15 protein-coding genes are annotated in these 14,604 nt (G+C 69.3%); 6 read left to right on the top strand and 9 right to left on the bottom strand.

Going from position 1 to position 14,604, the window contains the following annotated elements; all coding sequences use genetic code 11:
- Position 1 precedes the first annotated feature (1 nt).
- The 5 genes from bioC to bioB form a co-directional block, all read right to left on the bottom strand.
- On the bottom strand, positions 2-880 hold the full coding sequence (gene bioC, locus QQA13_RS01085) for a malonyl-ACP O-methyltransferase BioC (RefSeq protein WP_108472112.1): 879 nt from the start codon (positions 878-880) through the stop codon (positions 2-4).
- A complete protein-coding gene (gene bioH / locus QQA13_RS01090) occupies positions 877-1,662 on the bottom strand; it encodes a pimeloyl-ACP methyl ester esterase BioH (protein ID WP_108472111.1) in 786 nt (261 codons plus the stop codon). The genes bioC and bioH overlap by 4 nt, the downstream gene beginning before the upstream one ends.
- The gene (locus tag QQA13_RS01095) at positions 1,659-2,402 is read right to left on the bottom strand and encodes a sulfurtransferase (RefSeq protein ID WP_108472110.1); all 744 of its coding nucleotides are present in this window, start codon (positions 2,400-2,402) and stop codon (positions 1,659-1,661) included. The genes bioH and QQA13_RS01095 overlap by 4 nt, the downstream gene beginning before the upstream one ends.
- Positions 2,403-2,430: 28 nt before the next feature.
- Complete coding sequence (bioF, locus tag QQA13_RS01100) at positions 2,431-3,636, bottom strand: 8-amino-7-oxononanoate synthase (protein ID WP_108472109.1); 1,206 nt, start codon at positions 3,634-3,636, stop codon at positions 2,431-2,433.
- 148 nt (positions 3,637-3,784) lie between these two features.
- The gene (bioB, locus tag QQA13_RS01105) at positions 3,785-4,828 is read right to left on the bottom strand and encodes a biotin synthase BioB (protein ID WP_108472108.1); all 1,044 of its coding nucleotides are present in this window, start codon (positions 4,826-4,828) and stop codon (positions 3,785-3,787) included.
- Positions 4,829-4,979: 151 nt separating this feature from the next.
- On the opposite strand from bioB, the gene QQA13_RS01110 reads away from it, so the two are divergent.
- From QQA13_RS01110 to QQA13_RS01130, 5 genes are all read left to right on the top strand, one after another.
- Positions 4,980-5,186 carry a hypothetical protein gene (locus QQA13_RS01110; RefSeq protein ID WP_108472107.1) on the top strand — a complete coding sequence of 69 codons (207 nt, stop codon included), beginning with the start codon at positions 4,980-4,982 and terminating at the stop codon, positions 5,184-5,186.
- Positions 5,187-5,197: 11 nt separating this feature from the next.
- Positions 5,198-5,899 carry a ComF family protein gene (locus QQA13_RS01115; RefSeq protein ID WP_428992334.1) on the top strand — a complete coding sequence of 234 codons (702 nt, stop codon included), beginning with the start codon at positions 5,198-5,200 and terminating at the stop codon, positions 5,897-5,899.
- A 221-nt stretch (positions 5,900-6,120) separates the two neighbouring features.
- The gene (locus QQA13_RS01120) at positions 6,121-6,456 is read left to right on the top strand and encodes a PadR family transcriptional regulator (protein ID WP_108472105.1); all 336 of its coding nucleotides are present in this window, start codon (positions 6,121-6,123) and stop codon (positions 6,454-6,456) included.
- Positions 6,444-6,959, top strand: a complete 516-nt coding sequence (locus tag QQA13_RS01125; protein WP_108472104.1) for a PspC domain-containing protein — start codon at positions 6,444-6,446, stop codon at positions 6,957-6,959. The genes QQA13_RS01120 and QQA13_RS01125 overlap by 13 nt, the downstream gene beginning before the upstream one ends.
- A 128-nt stretch (positions 6,960-7,087) precedes the next feature.
- Positions 7,088-8,407, top strand: coding sequence for a hypothetical protein (locus tag QQA13_RS01130; RefSeq protein ID WP_234411348.1), 1,320 nt, complete (start codon positions 7,088-7,090; stop codon positions 8,405-8,407).
- Between the two features lie 25 nt (positions 8,408-8,432).
- On the opposite strand, the gene ubiA is transcribed toward QQA13_RS01130, so the two are convergent.
- Positions 8,433-9,362, bottom strand: coding sequence for a 4-hydroxybenzoate octaprenyltransferase (gene ubiA / locus QQA13_RS01135; protein ID WP_108472103.1), 930 nt, complete (start codon positions 9,360-9,362; stop codon positions 8,433-8,435).
- A 262-nt stretch (positions 9,363-9,624) separates the two neighbouring features.
- Between ubiA and QQA13_RS01140 the strand changes: the two genes are divergently transcribed.
- The gene (locus QQA13_RS01140) at positions 9,625-10,788 is read left to right on the top strand and encodes a GGDEF domain-containing protein (protein WP_108472102.1); all 1,164 of its coding nucleotides are present in this window, start codon (positions 9,625-9,627) and stop codon (positions 10,786-10,788) included.
- 4 nt (positions 10,789-10,792) lie between these two features.
- On the opposite strand, the gene ilvA is transcribed toward QQA13_RS01140, so the two are convergent.
- The 3 genes from ilvA to ilvB all read right to left on the bottom strand — a co-directional run bounded on the left by ilvA (position 10,793) and on the right by ilvB (position 14,521).
- Positions 10,793-12,358, bottom strand: coding sequence for a threonine ammonia-lyase, biosynthetic (gene ilvA, locus QQA13_RS01145; protein WP_108472101.1), 1,566 nt, complete (start codon positions 12,356-12,358; stop codon positions 10,793-10,795).
- A complete protein-coding gene (gene ilvN, locus QQA13_RS01150; RefSeq protein WP_108472100.1) occupies positions 12,355-12,603 on the bottom strand; it encodes an acetolactate synthase small subunit in 249 nt (82 codons plus the stop codon). The genes ilvA and ilvN overlap by 4 nt, the downstream gene beginning before the upstream one ends.
- 124 nt (positions 12,604-12,727) lie before the next feature.
- Complete coding sequence (gene ilvB / locus QQA13_RS01155; protein ID WP_428992341.1) at positions 12,728-14,521, bottom strand: biosynthetic-type acetolactate synthase large subunit; 1,794 nt, start codon at positions 14,519-14,521, stop codon at positions 12,728-12,730.
- Positions 14,522-14,604 lie beyond the last annotated feature (83 nt).

Raw genomic sequence — 14,604 nt, forward strand, 5'->3', positions numbered from 1 at the left:
ATCAACGCCGCCGCGAGCCGCGCAGGCTGTCGATCGAGAAGGTGGCCACCTCGCCGCCGGGCACCCGGCGCGGCTGGCCGACCGGCGGACCCCAGGCGTGCGCGCTGACCACTTCCCAGGTGGCCGGAATGCGCCCGTCCCGGCGCATGCTTTCGTACGCAGCCAGCATGCGCCGGTAGCGCGCCTTGCCGGTGAGGCCGCGGGCACGTGCGCGGTCGGCGTTGGTGGCGCCCAGGCCACGCAGTTCTTCCAGGAGCTTGCGTGGCTCGCTGTAGGTGAGGGTGTAACGGAACACGTCCAGCACCGGGTCGCGCAGGCCGGCGTTGAGCATGGCGTCGCCGACGTCGTGCATGTCGAGGAAGCGGCCCACGTGTGGCTGCTGGTCGGCTTCGGCCCAGGCCGCGCGCAGCTCCATCAGGGTATCCGGGCCGAAGCTGGAGAACGCCATGAAGCCGCCGGGCTTGAGCACGCGCATGCATTCGCCGAACAGCGCCGGCAGGTCGTCGACCCACTGGAAGCACAGGTTGGAATACAGCACGTCCACGCTGTGGTCGGCTAGCGGCAGGTGGGTGGCTTCGGCGCAGACGCGGCGGAACGGTTTCAGCCAGCTGTTGTGCTGCTTCGCCGCGCGCAGCATCGGCAACGCCAGGTCGACTGCGATCACCTCGGCCTTGGGGTATTTCTGCTTCAGCAGCGCGCTGCCGCGGCCGGTGCCGGCGCCGACGTCGACCACGCGCAGCGGCGTTTCCAGGTAGAAACCCAGCCGTTCGAGCAGGGCATCGCCCACTTCGCGCTGCAGCGCATCGTGCTGTTCGTAGCTGCCGGCGGCGTGGCCGAAGTTGCGGCGCACGCGCTGTTGGTCGAGTTGGAAGTCGCTCATCGAACCTGCTCAAGGGAAGAAGGAAACAGCAGCGGCCGCAGCGCCTGCGCCACCGCGTCGGCGTGGCCGAAGAACGGCGCGTGGCCGGCCTGCTGGATTTCGGTGTACTGGCCGCCGCACTGGCTGGCCGACCAGGCCATCGCCTGCGGCGGTACCAGCCGGTCGCGGCGGCCGCTGATCCAGGCGCTGCGCACGGCGAGGTCGGGCAGGGCGGCGCGACGGTCGCTGCTTTCCAGGATGCGGATGCCTTCCTGCAGCACGCGCAAGTCGGGTTCGCCGCGGGCGAACACCAGCTCGCGCAGGTGGCGCAGTTCGCCGCGCGGGTCGGCGCTGCCCATCGCCTCCAGCGCCAGGAAGCGCTCGATGGTGGCGTGGTAGTCGGTTTCCAGGTCGCTGGCCAGCTGGTGCACCAGCTTGTCGTCGCTGCCGTGCGGCCAGCCGGCGTCGCGCACGAATTTCGGCGTGGCGCACAGCATCGCCAGCCCGCGCACCTGCCGCGGCAGCTCCAGCGCGGCGGTCAGCGCGATGGTGCCGCCCAGCGACCAGCCCAGCCAGAACGCCGGCGGGGTGATGGTAGCGATCGCCTCGGCGCAGGCGCGTGGTTCCAGCGGCAACCCGCAGTCACGCGAGCGGCCGTGGCCGGGCAGGTCGACCACGTACATCGTGCATTGGTCTTCCAGCACCTCGACCAGCGGCGCCAGCACGCCGCCGTGCATCGCCCAGCCGTGCAGCAGCACCAGCGGGACGGGGCCGTGGCCGCGCCGGTCGACGTACAGGCTCATGCGTCGGTGCCCGGCGCGGGCAGCAGCCGTTTGTCCACGGCGCCGCGCCCGTCGAACACGAAGCAGTCGCCCTGCCAGTGCGCACCGTCGGTCTGTTCGAGGTATTTCAGGATGCCGCCGTCGAGCTGATAGACGTGCTCCATGCCGATCCCATGCATGTGCAGCGCGGCCTTCTCGCAACGGATGCCGCCGGTGCAGTACGAGACCACCGTCTTGCCTTCGTAGCGTTCGCGGTCGGCGGCGATCGCGGCGGGGAAGCCGGTGAAGCTGGCCAGGCGGTAGTCGATCGCCTGCGCGAACTTGCCGGCATCGGTCTCGAAGTCGTTGCGGGTGTCCAGCAACACCACCTCGCGGCCCTCGTCGTCGTGGCCCTGGTCCAGCCAGCGTTGCAGGGTGGGCGCGTCCACCGCCGGCGCGCGGCCGCCTTCGGGGCGGATCGCGGGCAGGCGCATGGTGATGATCTCGCGCTTGATGCGCACGCGCAGACGTCCGAACGGCACGTCGTCGGATAGCGATTCCTTCGGTACGATGTCGACGAAACGCGGGTCGTCGTGCAAGGTGGCCATGAAGCCGTCGATCTGTGCGCGGCTGCCGGCGAGGAACAGGTTGATGCCTTCCGGCGCCAGCAGGATCGTGCCCTTCAGCGCCAGCGCCTCGCAGCGCGCGAACAGCCGCTCGCGCAGCGCGGGCAGGTCGTCCAGGCTGATGAACTTGTAGGCGGAGATGTTGACGATCGACATGCGGGGGAATCGGCGGAGCAGGCGGCGATTATACGTGGTCGCTGCCGGGCGCCCGGAGCGTGGCCGGCAGATGCAGCGTTTCCAGCGCACCCAGCAGCCGGTCGACGTGGGCCTCCTCGTGCGCGGCGGACAGCGTGATGCGCAGCCGCGCGTGGCCCGCGGGCACGGTCGGTGGGCGGATCGCGGTGACCAGCAGGCCTTGCCGTTCCAGCGCCTGCGCCGCCGCCAGTGCAGTCTCGGCGCCGCCCAGCAGCAGCGGCTGGATCGCGCTGGGCGAGGCCGCCAGCGGCAGGCCAAGTTCGGCCGCGCCGCGGCGGAAACGGGCGATCAGTGTGGCGAGCTTGTCGCGCCGCCATCCCTCGGACTGCGCCAGCTGCACCGCTTCCAGCGCGGCCGCGGCCAGCGCCGGCGGCATCGCGGTGGTGTAGATGTACGGGCGCGCGAATTGCAGCAGGCCCTCGATCAGCGCGGCCGGACCGGCGATGAAGGCCCCGCTGCAGCCAAGTGCCTTGCCCAGCGTGGCCATCAGCAGCGGTACCTCGTGCTGGCCCAGGTTCGCCGCGTCGAGGCTGCCGGCACCGTGAGCGCCGAGCACGCCGAGGCCGTGTGCATCGTCGACCATCAGGGTGGCACGCTCGCGTGCGCACAGCAGCGCCAGCTCGCGCAGCGGCGCGACGTCGCCGTCCATGCTGAACACGCCGTCGGTGGCCAGCAGGGCGGCGGCGTCGGGATTCGCCGCCAGCTGGCGCGCGGCCGCCGCCACGTCGGCGTGCGGATAACGCTTCAGCTCGGCGCCGCTGAGCTTGGCGCCATCGAGCAGACAGGCGTGGTTGAGCTTGTCCTGCACGCAGATATCGCCGCGCGCCAGCAGCGCCTGCAGCACGCCGAGGTTGGCCATGTAGCCGGTGGAGAACAGCAGCGCGCGCTCGCGTCCGGTCCAGGCGGCCAGCGCCTCCTCCAGTTCCGCGTGTTCACGGCGGTGGCCGCAGATCAGGTGCGCCGAGGTGCTGCCGACGCCTTCCTCGCGCGCCGCGCGGGTGAGCGCGGCAACCAATTGCGGGTGCTGCGCCAGGCCGAGGTAGTCGTTGCTGCAGAATGACAGCAGGCGCTGGCTGCCGCTTTCCAGCCATGGACCGTCGGCGTGGTCGATCGTGCGCAGCCGGCGGCGCAGGTTGGCGCGTTCGCGTTCGGCCGTCTGGACGGCCAGTCGTTGCAGGAGGTCGGGGCGGGGCATGGGTCAGTGTTCGGCGCGGGGTGAAGAGCACCCCTTCCCAACCTCCCCCTGCGATGCAGGGGAAGGAGCCAAGCCGGTGTCGCGCGCTCTGCTCCCTCCCCTGCTCACCCCAACGGGGTGAGCAGGGGAGGGGTGGGGTGGGGTGCTCTTACGCCGCGGCACTGCAACCGCAGCCATGGCCGCAACCGGCGGTTTCATTGTTGCCAATGTCCGCATGCACCGTCCCCGCACTCTCGACCACCTCCATCGGATGCAGGTCGAGCCGACGGAACAGCGCGCGATCGGCTGCCACATCCGGGTTGCCGGTGGTCAGCAGCTTTTCGCCGTAGAAGATCGAGCCGGCGCCAGCGAAGATGCACAGCGCCTGCACCGCGTCGTCCATCTGCTGGCGGCCGGCCGAGAGGCGCACGATCGACAGCGGCATCAGGATCCGCGCCACCGCGATCGCGCGCACGAACTCGAAGGGGTCGAGCGGTTCGGTGTCGGCCAGCGGCGTGCCGGGCACCGGCACCAGCTGGTTGATCGGCACCGAATGCGGGTGCTCGGGCAGGTTGGCCAGCGCCTGCAGCAGGCCGGCGCGCTGCTCGCGCGTCTCGCCCATGCCGACGATGCCGCCGCAGCAGGTCTTCAGGCCGGCGTCGCGCACCTGTGCCAGCGTGACCAGTCGGTCCTGGTACTCGCGGGTGTGGATGATCTCGCCGTAGAACTCCGGCGCGGTGTCGATGTTGTGGTTGTAGTAGTCAAGGCCGGCGTCCTTCAGCGCCTGCGCGTGGCCGTTGCCGAGCAGGCCCAGGGTGGCGCAGGTTTCCAGGCCCAGGTCCTTCACCGCGCGCACGATCGCGGCGACCTTCGGAATGTCACGGTCCTTCGGCCCGCGCCAGGCCGCGCCCATGCAGAAGCGGCTGGCGCCGGCGGCCTTGGCCGCGCGGGCGCGTTCCAGCACGTCGTCGGTGTCCATCAGCTTCTGCGCGGCCACGCCGGTGTCGTAGCGCGCCGCCTGCGGGCAGTAGGCGCAGTCCTCGGGGCAGCCGCCGGTCTTGATCGACAGCAGGGTCGACACCTGCACCGCGTTCGGATCGTGGTGTTCGCGATGCACGCTGTGCGCGCGGTGCAGCAGCTCGTTGAACGGCAGCGCGAACAGCGCGGCCACTTCGGCGCGGCCCCAGTCGTGGCGGATGGCAGTGTCGGGCATGCAACGGTACTCCCAGCAGGAAGCGGGAAAGTGTGGAAGTCGCCCGGGAGTGTGTCAACTCGATACCTTGGCGAATAGTTGACGGGACACGGCGCCCGGCTGTCGTTACCATCGCCTGCTCGGGGAAACCACCTGATCGGGGAATGCGGGGATGAGCGAAGGACAAGGCAGTACCGGCAATGTGATCGCGGCGATCTGCAGTTTCTTCATCCCGGGGCTGGGCCAGCTGGTGCAGGGGCGGTTGCTGATCGCGATCGTCATGTTCGTGCTGGCCGCGGTGCTGTGGATCGTGTGGCTGGGCTGGATCGTCCATCTGTGGTCGATCCTCGATGCGGCCCTGTTCAAGCCGCAGCGCTGATGAATGCGTTGATGACGCCCTGGCGGCGGCTGCAGCGCTTCGTGCTGCCGCTGCGCTGCCTGTTGTGCGGTGCGGCCGGCGCCGACGGCATCGACCTGTGCGCCGCCTGCGCCGCGGAGTTGCCACGCAACCGCAGTTGCTGCGCGCGCTGCGCGTTGCCGCTGGCCACGCCGGCCGCATTGTGCGGCGAGTGCCAGCGTCGCCTGCCGCCGTGGGATGCGGCGTGGGCACCATTCCGATACGGCTGGCCGCTGGACCGGCTGGAGTCGCGCTACAAGTTCGGCGCCGACCTCGCTGCCGGCCGCGTGCTGTCGATGCTGTGGCAGCGCGAGCCGTGTCCGATCCGGCTGCCGCAACTGCTGCTGGCCGTGCCGCTGCACCACAGCCGGCTGCGCCGGCGCGGCTACAACCAGGCGCTGGAACTGGCTCGCTCGCTGGCGCGCGCGTCCGGTGTGCCGCAGCACCACGACGCGCTGCTGCGCCGGCGCTCCACCGCGGCGCAGACCGAACTCGACGCGCTCGCCCGCCGCCGCAACGTGCATGGCGCGTTTGCCGTGCGCGAAGGCGTGGCACTGCCCGCGCACGTGGCGATCCTCGACGATGTGATGACCACCGGCGCCACCCTGGCCGAATGTGCCCGCGTGCTGCGTCGCGCCGGCGTGCAGCGGGTGGACGTGTGGGCGCTGGCGCGGGCGCCGTCGCCGCGCAGTTGAAGGCCGTCATCGGGATGTCGCCGTAGCCTGGATCATCCCTGGCCGGAAGCCACCGTCGCATGTTCACGGATCCACATCGTGGTGTAGATGGATCGCGCAGGCCGTGGGATGTCCTGCATCAACCATTGCCGTGACGGAAAGCGGTCCGGTGTCGGCTTCGGCAACCACCTTGACTTCGTGTTTACGCGCAGGTACCTTTTTAAAAAAAGGTAGTATGCGAGATGGATACAGGCAAATCCGGCGCGCTGCGCAAGGGGTTGTTGGAGTTCGTGGTCCTGGCCGTCGTTTCGTCGGGAAGGACCTATGCCGCCGACATCCTGCAGCGCCTGGGCGACACCGAGTTCGCCACGAAGGAGGGCACCCTCTACCCGCTCCTGAGCAGGATGCGGCGCGAGCGGTTGCTTGAGTACGAGTGGCAGGAATCCGAGGCTGGTCCGCCAAGGAAGTATTACCGGCTCACGCCGGACGGCCGCAGGCAACTGGCCGCGTTCCGGGCGTACTGGAAATCTTTGACGCGTCTGATCGACGAGTTGGGTACACCACCATGCAAACCATGATCCATGTCGGCTTGAGCGGCCACGCGACGACGTTCCTGCTGGACGAGGATGGCTACAGGTCCTTGCGTTCCTACTTCGAGCGCGCACGTTCGAGGCTCGGAAACGACCCCGATCGCGAGGAAATACTTCGCGATCTCGAGCAATCGATCGGCGAAAAGTTCGCGGTGTTGTCGCCATCCGACGGGCGGGTCATTGCCGGCAACGAGGTCGACGCGGTGCTGGGGCAAGTCGGCATGGTCAATCCCGGCAGCGGCAATGAGCGGGGCCGCCACGAGCCGTCGATGCGGCCACGGCGCTTTTGCCGCATTGCGCAGGGCAAGTGGATCGGCGGCGTCTGTGCAGGGCTGGCCATCCGTTCGGACATCCGCGTCGACTGGGTACGGACGATCTTCATCCTGGCAGCGGTTTTCACCGGCGGAACCGTGGCTCTGGTCTACCTCGCCCTGCTATTCGCCTTGCCGGTGGTGCAGACGCGCGATGAGTACGAGGAGATGTGCCGTTGACGCCGTAGGCGACGCTGGATCGGGTGGGCCGGATACGGGTGACGCGAGGCGGATCAGATTCGGGACTGGGTTGCGCCCTGCGCTGGCTGAGTGCGGGCCGGGCGATGGAGTGACGGAGGACGTTTGTCATGTCAATCGTAAGGTGGATTCGCCGTTTGCTGTTCGTGACATCGCTGGCTGGTTTCCTGATCGTGCCGGTACTGGCGCTGGCCGCGTCGCCGACGCCGGCTGAGATCGCGCAAGCCAAATCCATCTTTGCGGAGGCGCAAAGCGTCTCGACCAGGCATGCCGGCCGTCTGTGGGGTCTTCCGCTCTACGGCCGGATGCTGCTGGTGATCCCCGCCACGCGGGCCGTTATCGCCAACCAGCCGGATCCCCGGCATCTGCTCCGGTCGGCGGACGGGGTCTATGTCGGCACATTGCCCGAGGACGTGGTCCTTTCCGACGCGCCCACGGAATGGGAGGGCGTGCGCTGGACGCAACTGAGGTTGCCGGCCCTGCCGCAGGACGCCATGACGCGCTCGGTGACCCTGGCGCACGAGATGTTCCACCGCATCCAGCCGGAGCTGCACCTCGCGGCGAATGCCACGGCGAATCCGCAGCTCGACACCGAGCAGGGGCGGCTATGGCTGCGACTGGAATGGCGCGCACTCGCCGCGGCCCTGATCGAATCGGGCGATGCGCAGACCCAGGCCATCCGTGACGCCCTGGCCTTCCGCGACCACCGCCAGGCATTGTTTCCCGGTTCGGCGGCGACGGAAGCCGCCATGGAGATCGTGGAGGGTACCGCCCAGTATACCGGCATCGTGGTTGCGGAACCGGATGTCGCGGCAGCGCGCTGGCATGCGGCGGCCGACTTGATCCATCCCGATGCCGAGATTTCCTTCTCACGCATCTCCGCCTTCATGTCGGGGCCGGCCTATGGCCTGTTGCTGGACGAACGCATGCCCGGATGGCGCAAGACGCTGGACGAACATTCCGATCTCGGCGCGATGCTGGCATCGACGCTGCACGGCGCCGCGAAAGCATCGGCCGAGTCGCGTGCAGCAGCTTACGGCGCAAGCGGGCTGTGCGTGGTGCTGGCGGATCGCGCCGCCCGCGAGAAAGCCATGCAGGCGCAATACCGTGCCGACCTGGTGGATGGGCCGACGCTCTCGCTGACTGCGCTGGGTCGTTTCAATTTCAACCCCAGCACGGCGGTGGCGTTGGGTGCGGACGGCATGGTCTACAGCACCTTCCATGCCATCGCGCGATGGGGCATCCTGGATGTGGGCGCGGGCGCCGTGCTGGTGTCACCGGACTTCAGTCGCGCCACGTTGTCCGCGCCGACGGTGGCTAAGGGGGCGCATCTCGAAGGCAGGGGCTGGACCATCGATCTGGCGCCGGGCTGGTCCATCGCGCCGGCGACGAAGTCCGGAAACTACGTATTGGTGCAGCATCCTCGCTGAGCGCTGACGCCGACCCGACGGCTTCTCAGCGCACCGCCAGCGCCAGCACGATGCCGATCCACAGCGCCAGCCCCAGCCAGTTGTTGTGGCGGAACGCGGCCAGGCAGGCGTCGCGGGCGCGCCCGCGGATCAGCCACAGCTGGTAGCCGAACAGGCCGGCGGCGGCCAGCAGGGCCAGCCAGTACGGCCAGCCGAGTGCCGCGCGCTGGCCGACGAACAGCATCGCCAACAGCAGGGTGCCCATCAGCATGCCGAGGATCGGCAGGTCGGCGTCGCCGAACAGGATCGCGGTGGATTTCGCGCCGGCCTTGAGGTCGTCATCGCGGTCGACCATCGCGTATTCGGTGTCGTAGATCACCGACCACAGGATGTTGCCGAGGAACAGCAACCAGCCGACCGGCGGCACGCTGCCGGAAACCGCGGCGAACGCCATCGGGATCGACCAGCCAAACGCGGCGCCCAGCACCACCTGCGGCAGGTAGGTCCAGCGCTTGGTGAACGGATAGATCGCCGCCAGCGCGGCACCGGCGAACGCCAGCTGGATGGTCAGCCGGTTGGTGAGCAGCACCAGCACGAAGGCGAACGCCAGCAGCGCGGCGAACACCGCCAGCGCCTCGCGCGGCGTCACCCGTCCCGACGCGATCGGCCGCCCGGCGGTGCGTTCCACCTGCGGGTCGAGCTTGCGATCGGCGAAATCGTTGATCGCGCAGCCGGCTGCGCGCATCACGAACACGCCGAGGGTGAAGATGAGCAGCAGCTTCCACGGCGGGAAATCACCAGCCGCCAGCCACAGCGCCCACCAGGTCGGCCACAGCAGCAGCAGCGCGCCGATCGGGCGGTCCATCCGGGTCAGCACCAGGTAGTCGCGGGCTTTCTCGCGCTGGCGCGTCGGCAGTTTTTGCAGCAGCCAGTCCAGCACCCGCGTGGCACGGGTCGAGCTGTCCGCCGGGCGCACCGGCCTGGCAGTGGTTTTCGCCGGGCCGGGCCGTGGCCGGGTGGCAGACGCAGGCGCTGCGCTGCGCTGCGAGTGCTTCTTGCGGGATGGGGGAGCCATGCACGGAAGTCTAGCGCGCCCTGCCGCCTCGAATCGCGCGCTGGATCACCGGCCGGCTAAAGTCCCGCGCCCGGCAGCCGATATGGCCTGTGGGCGATACCGTTCGGGGTGACGCCAAGCATGCGCCGTACGAAGCCCATGGCCGCCGGTGCCTGGAGCATTGATGGCCGGAGATGAAATCACCGAAGAGGACACCGTTCCGTCGCACGCCGCGCCCGCAGCCGACGACGGTGTCGCCGGCAGCTCCATGCCGGTGGCGGCGGAGTCTGCGTTGGCGGACTCGTTCGTGCATTCGCGTCTGCTCGATTCGGTGGCGTCATTCACCCACCACCGCGACGTCGCTGCGCTCGACCACAGTCTGGTGCTTTCGCTGGCCGAACTGACTTCGGCGCACCGGGTGGTGCTGGCCAAGCGGGCGGTCGACGGCGCCTATGTGGAAAATGTTGTGCGCTGCGTGCCGAACGCGCAAGGCGCCTATCAGTTGCAGACGGACGATCCGGACCGGGTCGATCCGGCGTTGAAGCTGCTGCATCGCTGCATGCACCGGCTGGAGGTGCAGACGGAAAGGGTGCAGGACATGCACCGGCTGGTCGTGCCGATCCTGTGCGATGGCCGCGCGATCGGCGCACTGCAGCTGGACAGCGACATGCCGCCGGCAGCCAGTCGGCCGCTCACCGAGGGGTTTGCCCGCATCTATGCCAACTACACCGCCCTGCTCCATGAAAGCGAGCGCGACAAGCTGACCGGCCTGTACAACCGGCGCAGCCTCGAGCGCCAGCTGCAGCGGCTGCTGTACCAGCGCGAACAGGCGCTGCACGAGGCAGCCGCGGCCGCCCCGGAGGCACGCGGGCCGTCCGCCGCGCCTGCCGCGGAGCAGTCGCAGGTATGGCTGGCGATTCTCGACATCGACCACTTCAAGCGCATCAACGACAACTACGGGCATGTCTATGGCGACGAGGTGATCCTGCTGCTGGCCCAGCAGATGCGCGCCTGCTTCCGCCGCAGCGATGTGCTGTTCCGCTTCGGCGGCGAGGAGTTCGTGATCCTGTTCGGCCCGACCGGACAGGCCACCGTGCATGCCGTGCTGGAGCGATTCCGGCGGCGCATCGCCGAGCATGTGTTTCCGCAGGTGGGCAGCGTCACTGTCAGCATCGGCTACGCCGGTGTCGGCCGCCACGATTACCCGGCGAGCGCGCTGGATCGCGCCGACAAGGCGCTCTACTTCGCCAAGCAGCACGGCCGCAACGGCACCTGCGGCTACGAGGACCTGAGTGCGCGCGGCCTGCTGGGGCGCGAGATGGCGGCGGGCAGCATCGATCTGTTCTGAGCCGTCAGCTGCGCAGCAGCAGCCGGTAGGCGGGGTGCGCGCTCTCGTCCACGTGCGGGTAGCCCAGCGTGGCGAGGAAGCGCTGCAGTAGCGGCAGCTCGGCCGCGGGCACCTGGAGGCCGACCAGGATGCGGCCGTGGTCGGCGCCGTGGTTGCGGTAGTGGAACAGGCTGATGTTCCAGTCCGGGTGCAGGTGGCCGAGGAAATCGGTGAGCGCGCCGGGTCGCTCGGGGAACTCGAAGCGGTACAGCCGTTCGTCCTGTGCCAGCGGTGAGCGGCCACCGATCATGTAGCGCAGGTGCAGCTTGGCCAGCTCGTCGTCGGTGAGGTCAAGCACACCGAATTCCTGTTCGCGGAAGGCGGCCGCCAGCGCTTCGCGCTCGTCGCGACTGGCGATGCGCACGCCGACGAAGATGTGCGCGGAACGGGCGTCGCCGATGCGGTAGTTGAACTCGGTGATGTCGTGGCGGCCCAGTGCGGCGCAGAAGCGGCGGAAGCTGCCGCGCTCCTCCGGGATGGTCACCGCGAACACCGCCTCGCGCTGCTCGCCTACTTCGGAGCGCTCGGCGACGAAGCGCAGGCGGTCGAAGTTCATGTTCGCGCCGGAAACGATCGCCACCAGCGTGCCGCCGTCGTCGCCGTGGGTGGCGGCGTACTGCTTCAACCCGGCCAGTGCCAGCGCGCCGGAGGGCTCGGGCACGCTGCGGGTGTCCTGGTAGATGTCGCGGATCGCTGCGCAGATCGCATCGGCGTCCACCCGCAGCATCGCATCGACATATTGACGGCACAGCGCGAAGGTCAGCGCGCCGACCTGCTTCACCGCGGTGCCGTCGGCAAACAGGCCGACTTCATCCAGCGCGACGCGTTCGCCGGTTTCCAGTGAACGTGCCATCGCGTCCGAATCGCTGGCCTGCACGCCGATGACTTTCACTCCGGGCCGCAGCGCCTTGATGCCGGCGGCTACACCGGCGAGCAGGCCGCCGCCACCGACCGGCACGAACACCGCCTGCAGCGGGCGCGGGTGCTGGCGCAGGATCTCCAGGCCGATCGTGCCCTGGCCGGCGATCACCGCCGGGTCGTCGAACGGGTGCACCAACACCGCGCCGCGCTCGGCCTGCAGGCGCGCAGCGGCGGCCTGCGCGTCGCTGTAGGAATCGCCGGCCAGCAGCACTTCGACCATCGTCCCGCCGAAGCGGCGCACCGCGTCCACCTTCACCTGCGGCGCGGTGACCGGCATCACGATGGTGGCGTGGATGCCCAGCTTCGCCGCGGCCAGCGCCACGCCCTGCGCGTGGTTGCCGGCGGAGGCGGCGACCACGCCGCGCGCGCGTTGCGCCGCGTCCAGCTGCACCATGCGGTTGTACGCGCCGCGCAGCTTGAACGAGAACACTGGCTGCTGGTCCTCGCGCTTGAGCAGCACGCGCCGGTCCAGCCGCGCACCGAGCAGCGGCGCCGGCTCCAGCGCCGATTCCTGCGCCACGTCGTAGACACGCGCGGCGCGGATCTGTGCCAGCAGGTCGCCTTCCGCCACCGCATCGTCATCGGTGGTCCGTGGCGCAACGGCATTCATGCAGCGAGGGCCGTCGCCGGGTGCGCCACCTGCAGCACGTCGACCAGCTTGCGCGTCTGCTGCAGGATCTGGCCGAGCGCCGCTTCGTCGCACTGCAGGCTCAGCGTGAGTCGCGAGACGGCGGGGTCGTGCGTGGCCGCCACGGTCAGCGTGTCGATGTTGTAGCCGCGCGCGGCAAACAGTCCGGCCACGCGCACCAGCGCGCCGGCTTCGTTCTGCAACAGGATGGACAGGGTGTGGTTCATGCGATTGGCTCCGTAGTGAGTCCCTGGCCTGCCGGGACATGCCCTTGCTTCTTCATTCCCGCCTTCGCGGGAATGACGACGGTGAAGATTGGTCGCGATCTCGGGCGGGTGGAAAAGTCACGGCTCAGAACATGTTCGAGGTGGCGGGCCCGCGCGCGGCCAGCGTCGCGCGCGAGGCGATGAAATCGCCGGTGATCATCTGCGCATAGCTGGCGCCGGGGCCGACCATCGGGTACACGCCGGCATCCGGGTCGATCATCACTTCCAGGAACGCCGGGCCGGGGTAGGCGAGGAAGTCGGCGATGGTCGCCTCCAGCTCGTCCACGCGTTCCAGCCGCCGCGCCCACTCGAAGCCGTCGGCCTGTGCGGCGCGCACGAAATCCTTCTTGTGCAGGCTCTTGTCGGACGCGGCGAAGCGGCCCTTGAAGTACAGCTTCTGCCACTGCCGCACCATGCCGTCGCCGACGTTGTTCAGCACCACGATCTTCAGCGGCAGGCCATAGGTGGTGGCGGTTTCCAGCTCGCCGATGTTCATGCGGATGCTGGCGTCGCCGTCGATGTCGATGACCAGCTTGTCCGGATGCGCGAACTGCGCACCGATCGCCGCGGGCAGGCCGAAGCCCATCGTGCCCATCGAGCCGGAGGTGAGCCAATGCCGCGGCGCGCGGAAGTCGAAATACTGCGCCGCCCACATCTGGTGCTGGCCGACGCCGGTGCTGACGATGGCGTTGCCCCGCGTGTGGCGGTTGATCGCCTCGATCACCGCGTATGGCTGGATCAGCGTGCTGGCGCGGTCGTAGTTCATCGCGTGCACGCGTTTCAGTTCGGCCACGTGCGCATGCCAGGCGCCCAGCTTCGGCCGCAGGCCATGCGCGCGGCCATACGCGGTGAGCCGTTCCAGCGCGCGCACCATCGGCCCCACGTGTTGCCAGTCGACCGACTTCACCTTGCCGATCTCGGACGGGTCGATGTCGAGCTGGGCGATGAACTTCGCCCGCGGCGCGAACTTGTCCGGCACGCCGGCGACGCGGTCGTCGAAGCGCGCGCCCAGCGCCAGCACGAAGTCGCAATCCTCCACCGCGTAGTTCGCATACGCGGTGCCGTGCATGCCGAGCAGGTGCAGCGCCAGCGGGTCGGTGCTGTCGAAGCCGCCCAGGCCCATCAGCGTGGTGGTGACCGGCAGCCCGAACGCGTCGACGAACGCACGCAACGCGGCCGAGGCCTCCGCCGCGATCACGCCGCCGCCGGCGTAGATCAGCGGGCGCCGCGCCTGCATCAGCGCGGCGAAGAACGCCGAGCAATCGGCATCATTCAGCGCCGACTGCTCGACCGCGCGCAGCCGCGCGCGGTAGCCGGCCAGCAGCAGTTCGCCGCTGCCGTGCCAGGTGAGCGCGGCATTCTGCACGTCCTTGGGCACGTCCACCACCACCGGACCGGGCCGACCGCTGCGCGCCAGGGTGAACGCGGTGCGCATGGTCGCTTCCAGCTGCGTGGCGTCGGTGACCAGGAACACGTGCTTGGCGCAGGCGCCCATGATGTTGCTGACCGGCGCCTCCTGGAACGCATCGCTGCCGATCGCCGCGGTGCCGACCTGGCCGCAGATCACCACCAGCGGGATTGAGTCGGCCATCGAGTCGCGTACCGGCGTGACCATGTTGGTGGCGCCGGGGCCGGAAGTGACGATGGCCACGCCGACCCGGCCCGACGCGCGCGCATAGCCGGCCGCCATGAAGCCGGCGCCTTGCTCGTTGGCGGGCACCACCAGCCGCATCGCCTCGTTGCCGTCAGCGCGCGGATGTTCGGCATTGTGGCGGAACACCGCGTCGTACACCGGCAGGATCGCGCCGCCGGAATAGCCGAACAGCACGCCGACGCCTTCGTCGGCGAGTACCTGCACGATCACTTCGGCGCCGCTCATGCTCTGCCCGGCCAGCGGGTGCCGGTCGGTGGTGGTTTCGGCTTTCAGTGCTGGTGCATTCACGAGAAAATTCCCAAGGATTC

The organism is Rhodanobacter thiooxydans (assembly GCF_030291135.1).
Lineage (GTDB): Bacteria > Pseudomonadota > Gammaproteobacteria > Xanthomonadales > Rhodanobacteraceae > Rhodanobacter > Rhodanobacter thiooxydans_A.

Excerpts from the sequence above, each read along its gene's own strand:
- bioC (WP_108472112.1), bottom strand. The coding sequence starts at position 880 with ATGAGCGACTTCCAACTCGACCAACAGCGCGTGCGCCGCAACTTCGGC.
- bioH (WP_108472111.1), bottom strand. The coding sequence starts at position 1,662 with ATGAGCCTGTACGTCGACCGGCGCGGCCACGGCCCCGTCCCGCTGGTG.
- QQA13_RS01095 (WP_108472110.1), bottom strand. The coding sequence starts at position 2,402 with ATGTCGATCGTCAACATCTCCGCCTACAAGTTCATCAGCCTGGACGAC.
- bioF (WP_108472109.1), bottom strand. The coding sequence starts at position 3,636 with ATGCCCCGCCCCGACCTCCTGCAACGACTGGCCGTCCAGACGGCCGAA.
- bioB (WP_108472108.1), bottom strand. The coding sequence starts at position 4,828 with ATGCCCGACACTGCCATCCGCCACGACTGGGGCCGCGCCGAAGTGGCC.
- QQA13_RS01110 (WP_108472107.1), top strand. The coding sequence starts at position 4,980 with ATGAGCGAAGGACAAGGCAGTACCGGCAATGTGATCGCGGCGATCTGC.
- QQA13_RS01115 (WP_428992334.1), top strand. The coding sequence starts at position 5,198 with ATGACGCCCTGGCGGCGGCTGCAGCGCTTCGTGCTGCCGCTGCGCTGC.
- QQA13_RS01120 (WP_108472105.1), top strand. The coding sequence starts at position 6,121 with ATGGATACAGGCAAATCCGGCGCGCTGCGCAAGGGGTTGTTGGAGTTC.
- QQA13_RS01125 (WP_108472104.1), top strand. The coding sequence starts at position 6,444 with ATGCAAACCATGATCCATGTCGGCTTGAGCGGCCACGCGACGACGTTC.
- QQA13_RS01130 (WP_234411348.1), top strand. The coding sequence starts at position 7,088 with ATGTCAATCGTAAGGTGGATTCGCCGTTTGCTGTTCGTGACATCGCTG.
- QQA13_RS01140 (WP_108472102.1), top strand. The coding sequence starts at position 9,625 with ATGGCCGGAGATGAAATCACCGAAGAGGACACCGTTCCGTCGCACGCC.
- ilvA (WP_108472101.1), bottom strand. The coding sequence starts at position 12,358 with ATGAATGCCGTTGCGCCACGGACCACCGATGACGATGCGGTGGCGGAA.
- ilvN (WP_108472100.1), bottom strand. The coding sequence starts at position 12,603 with ATGAACCACACCCTGTCCATCCTGTTGCAGAACGAAGCCGGCGCGCTG.
- ilvB (WP_428992341.1), bottom strand. The coding sequence starts at position 14,521 with ATGAGCGGCGCCGAAGTGATCGTGCAGGTACTCGCCGACGAAGGCGTC.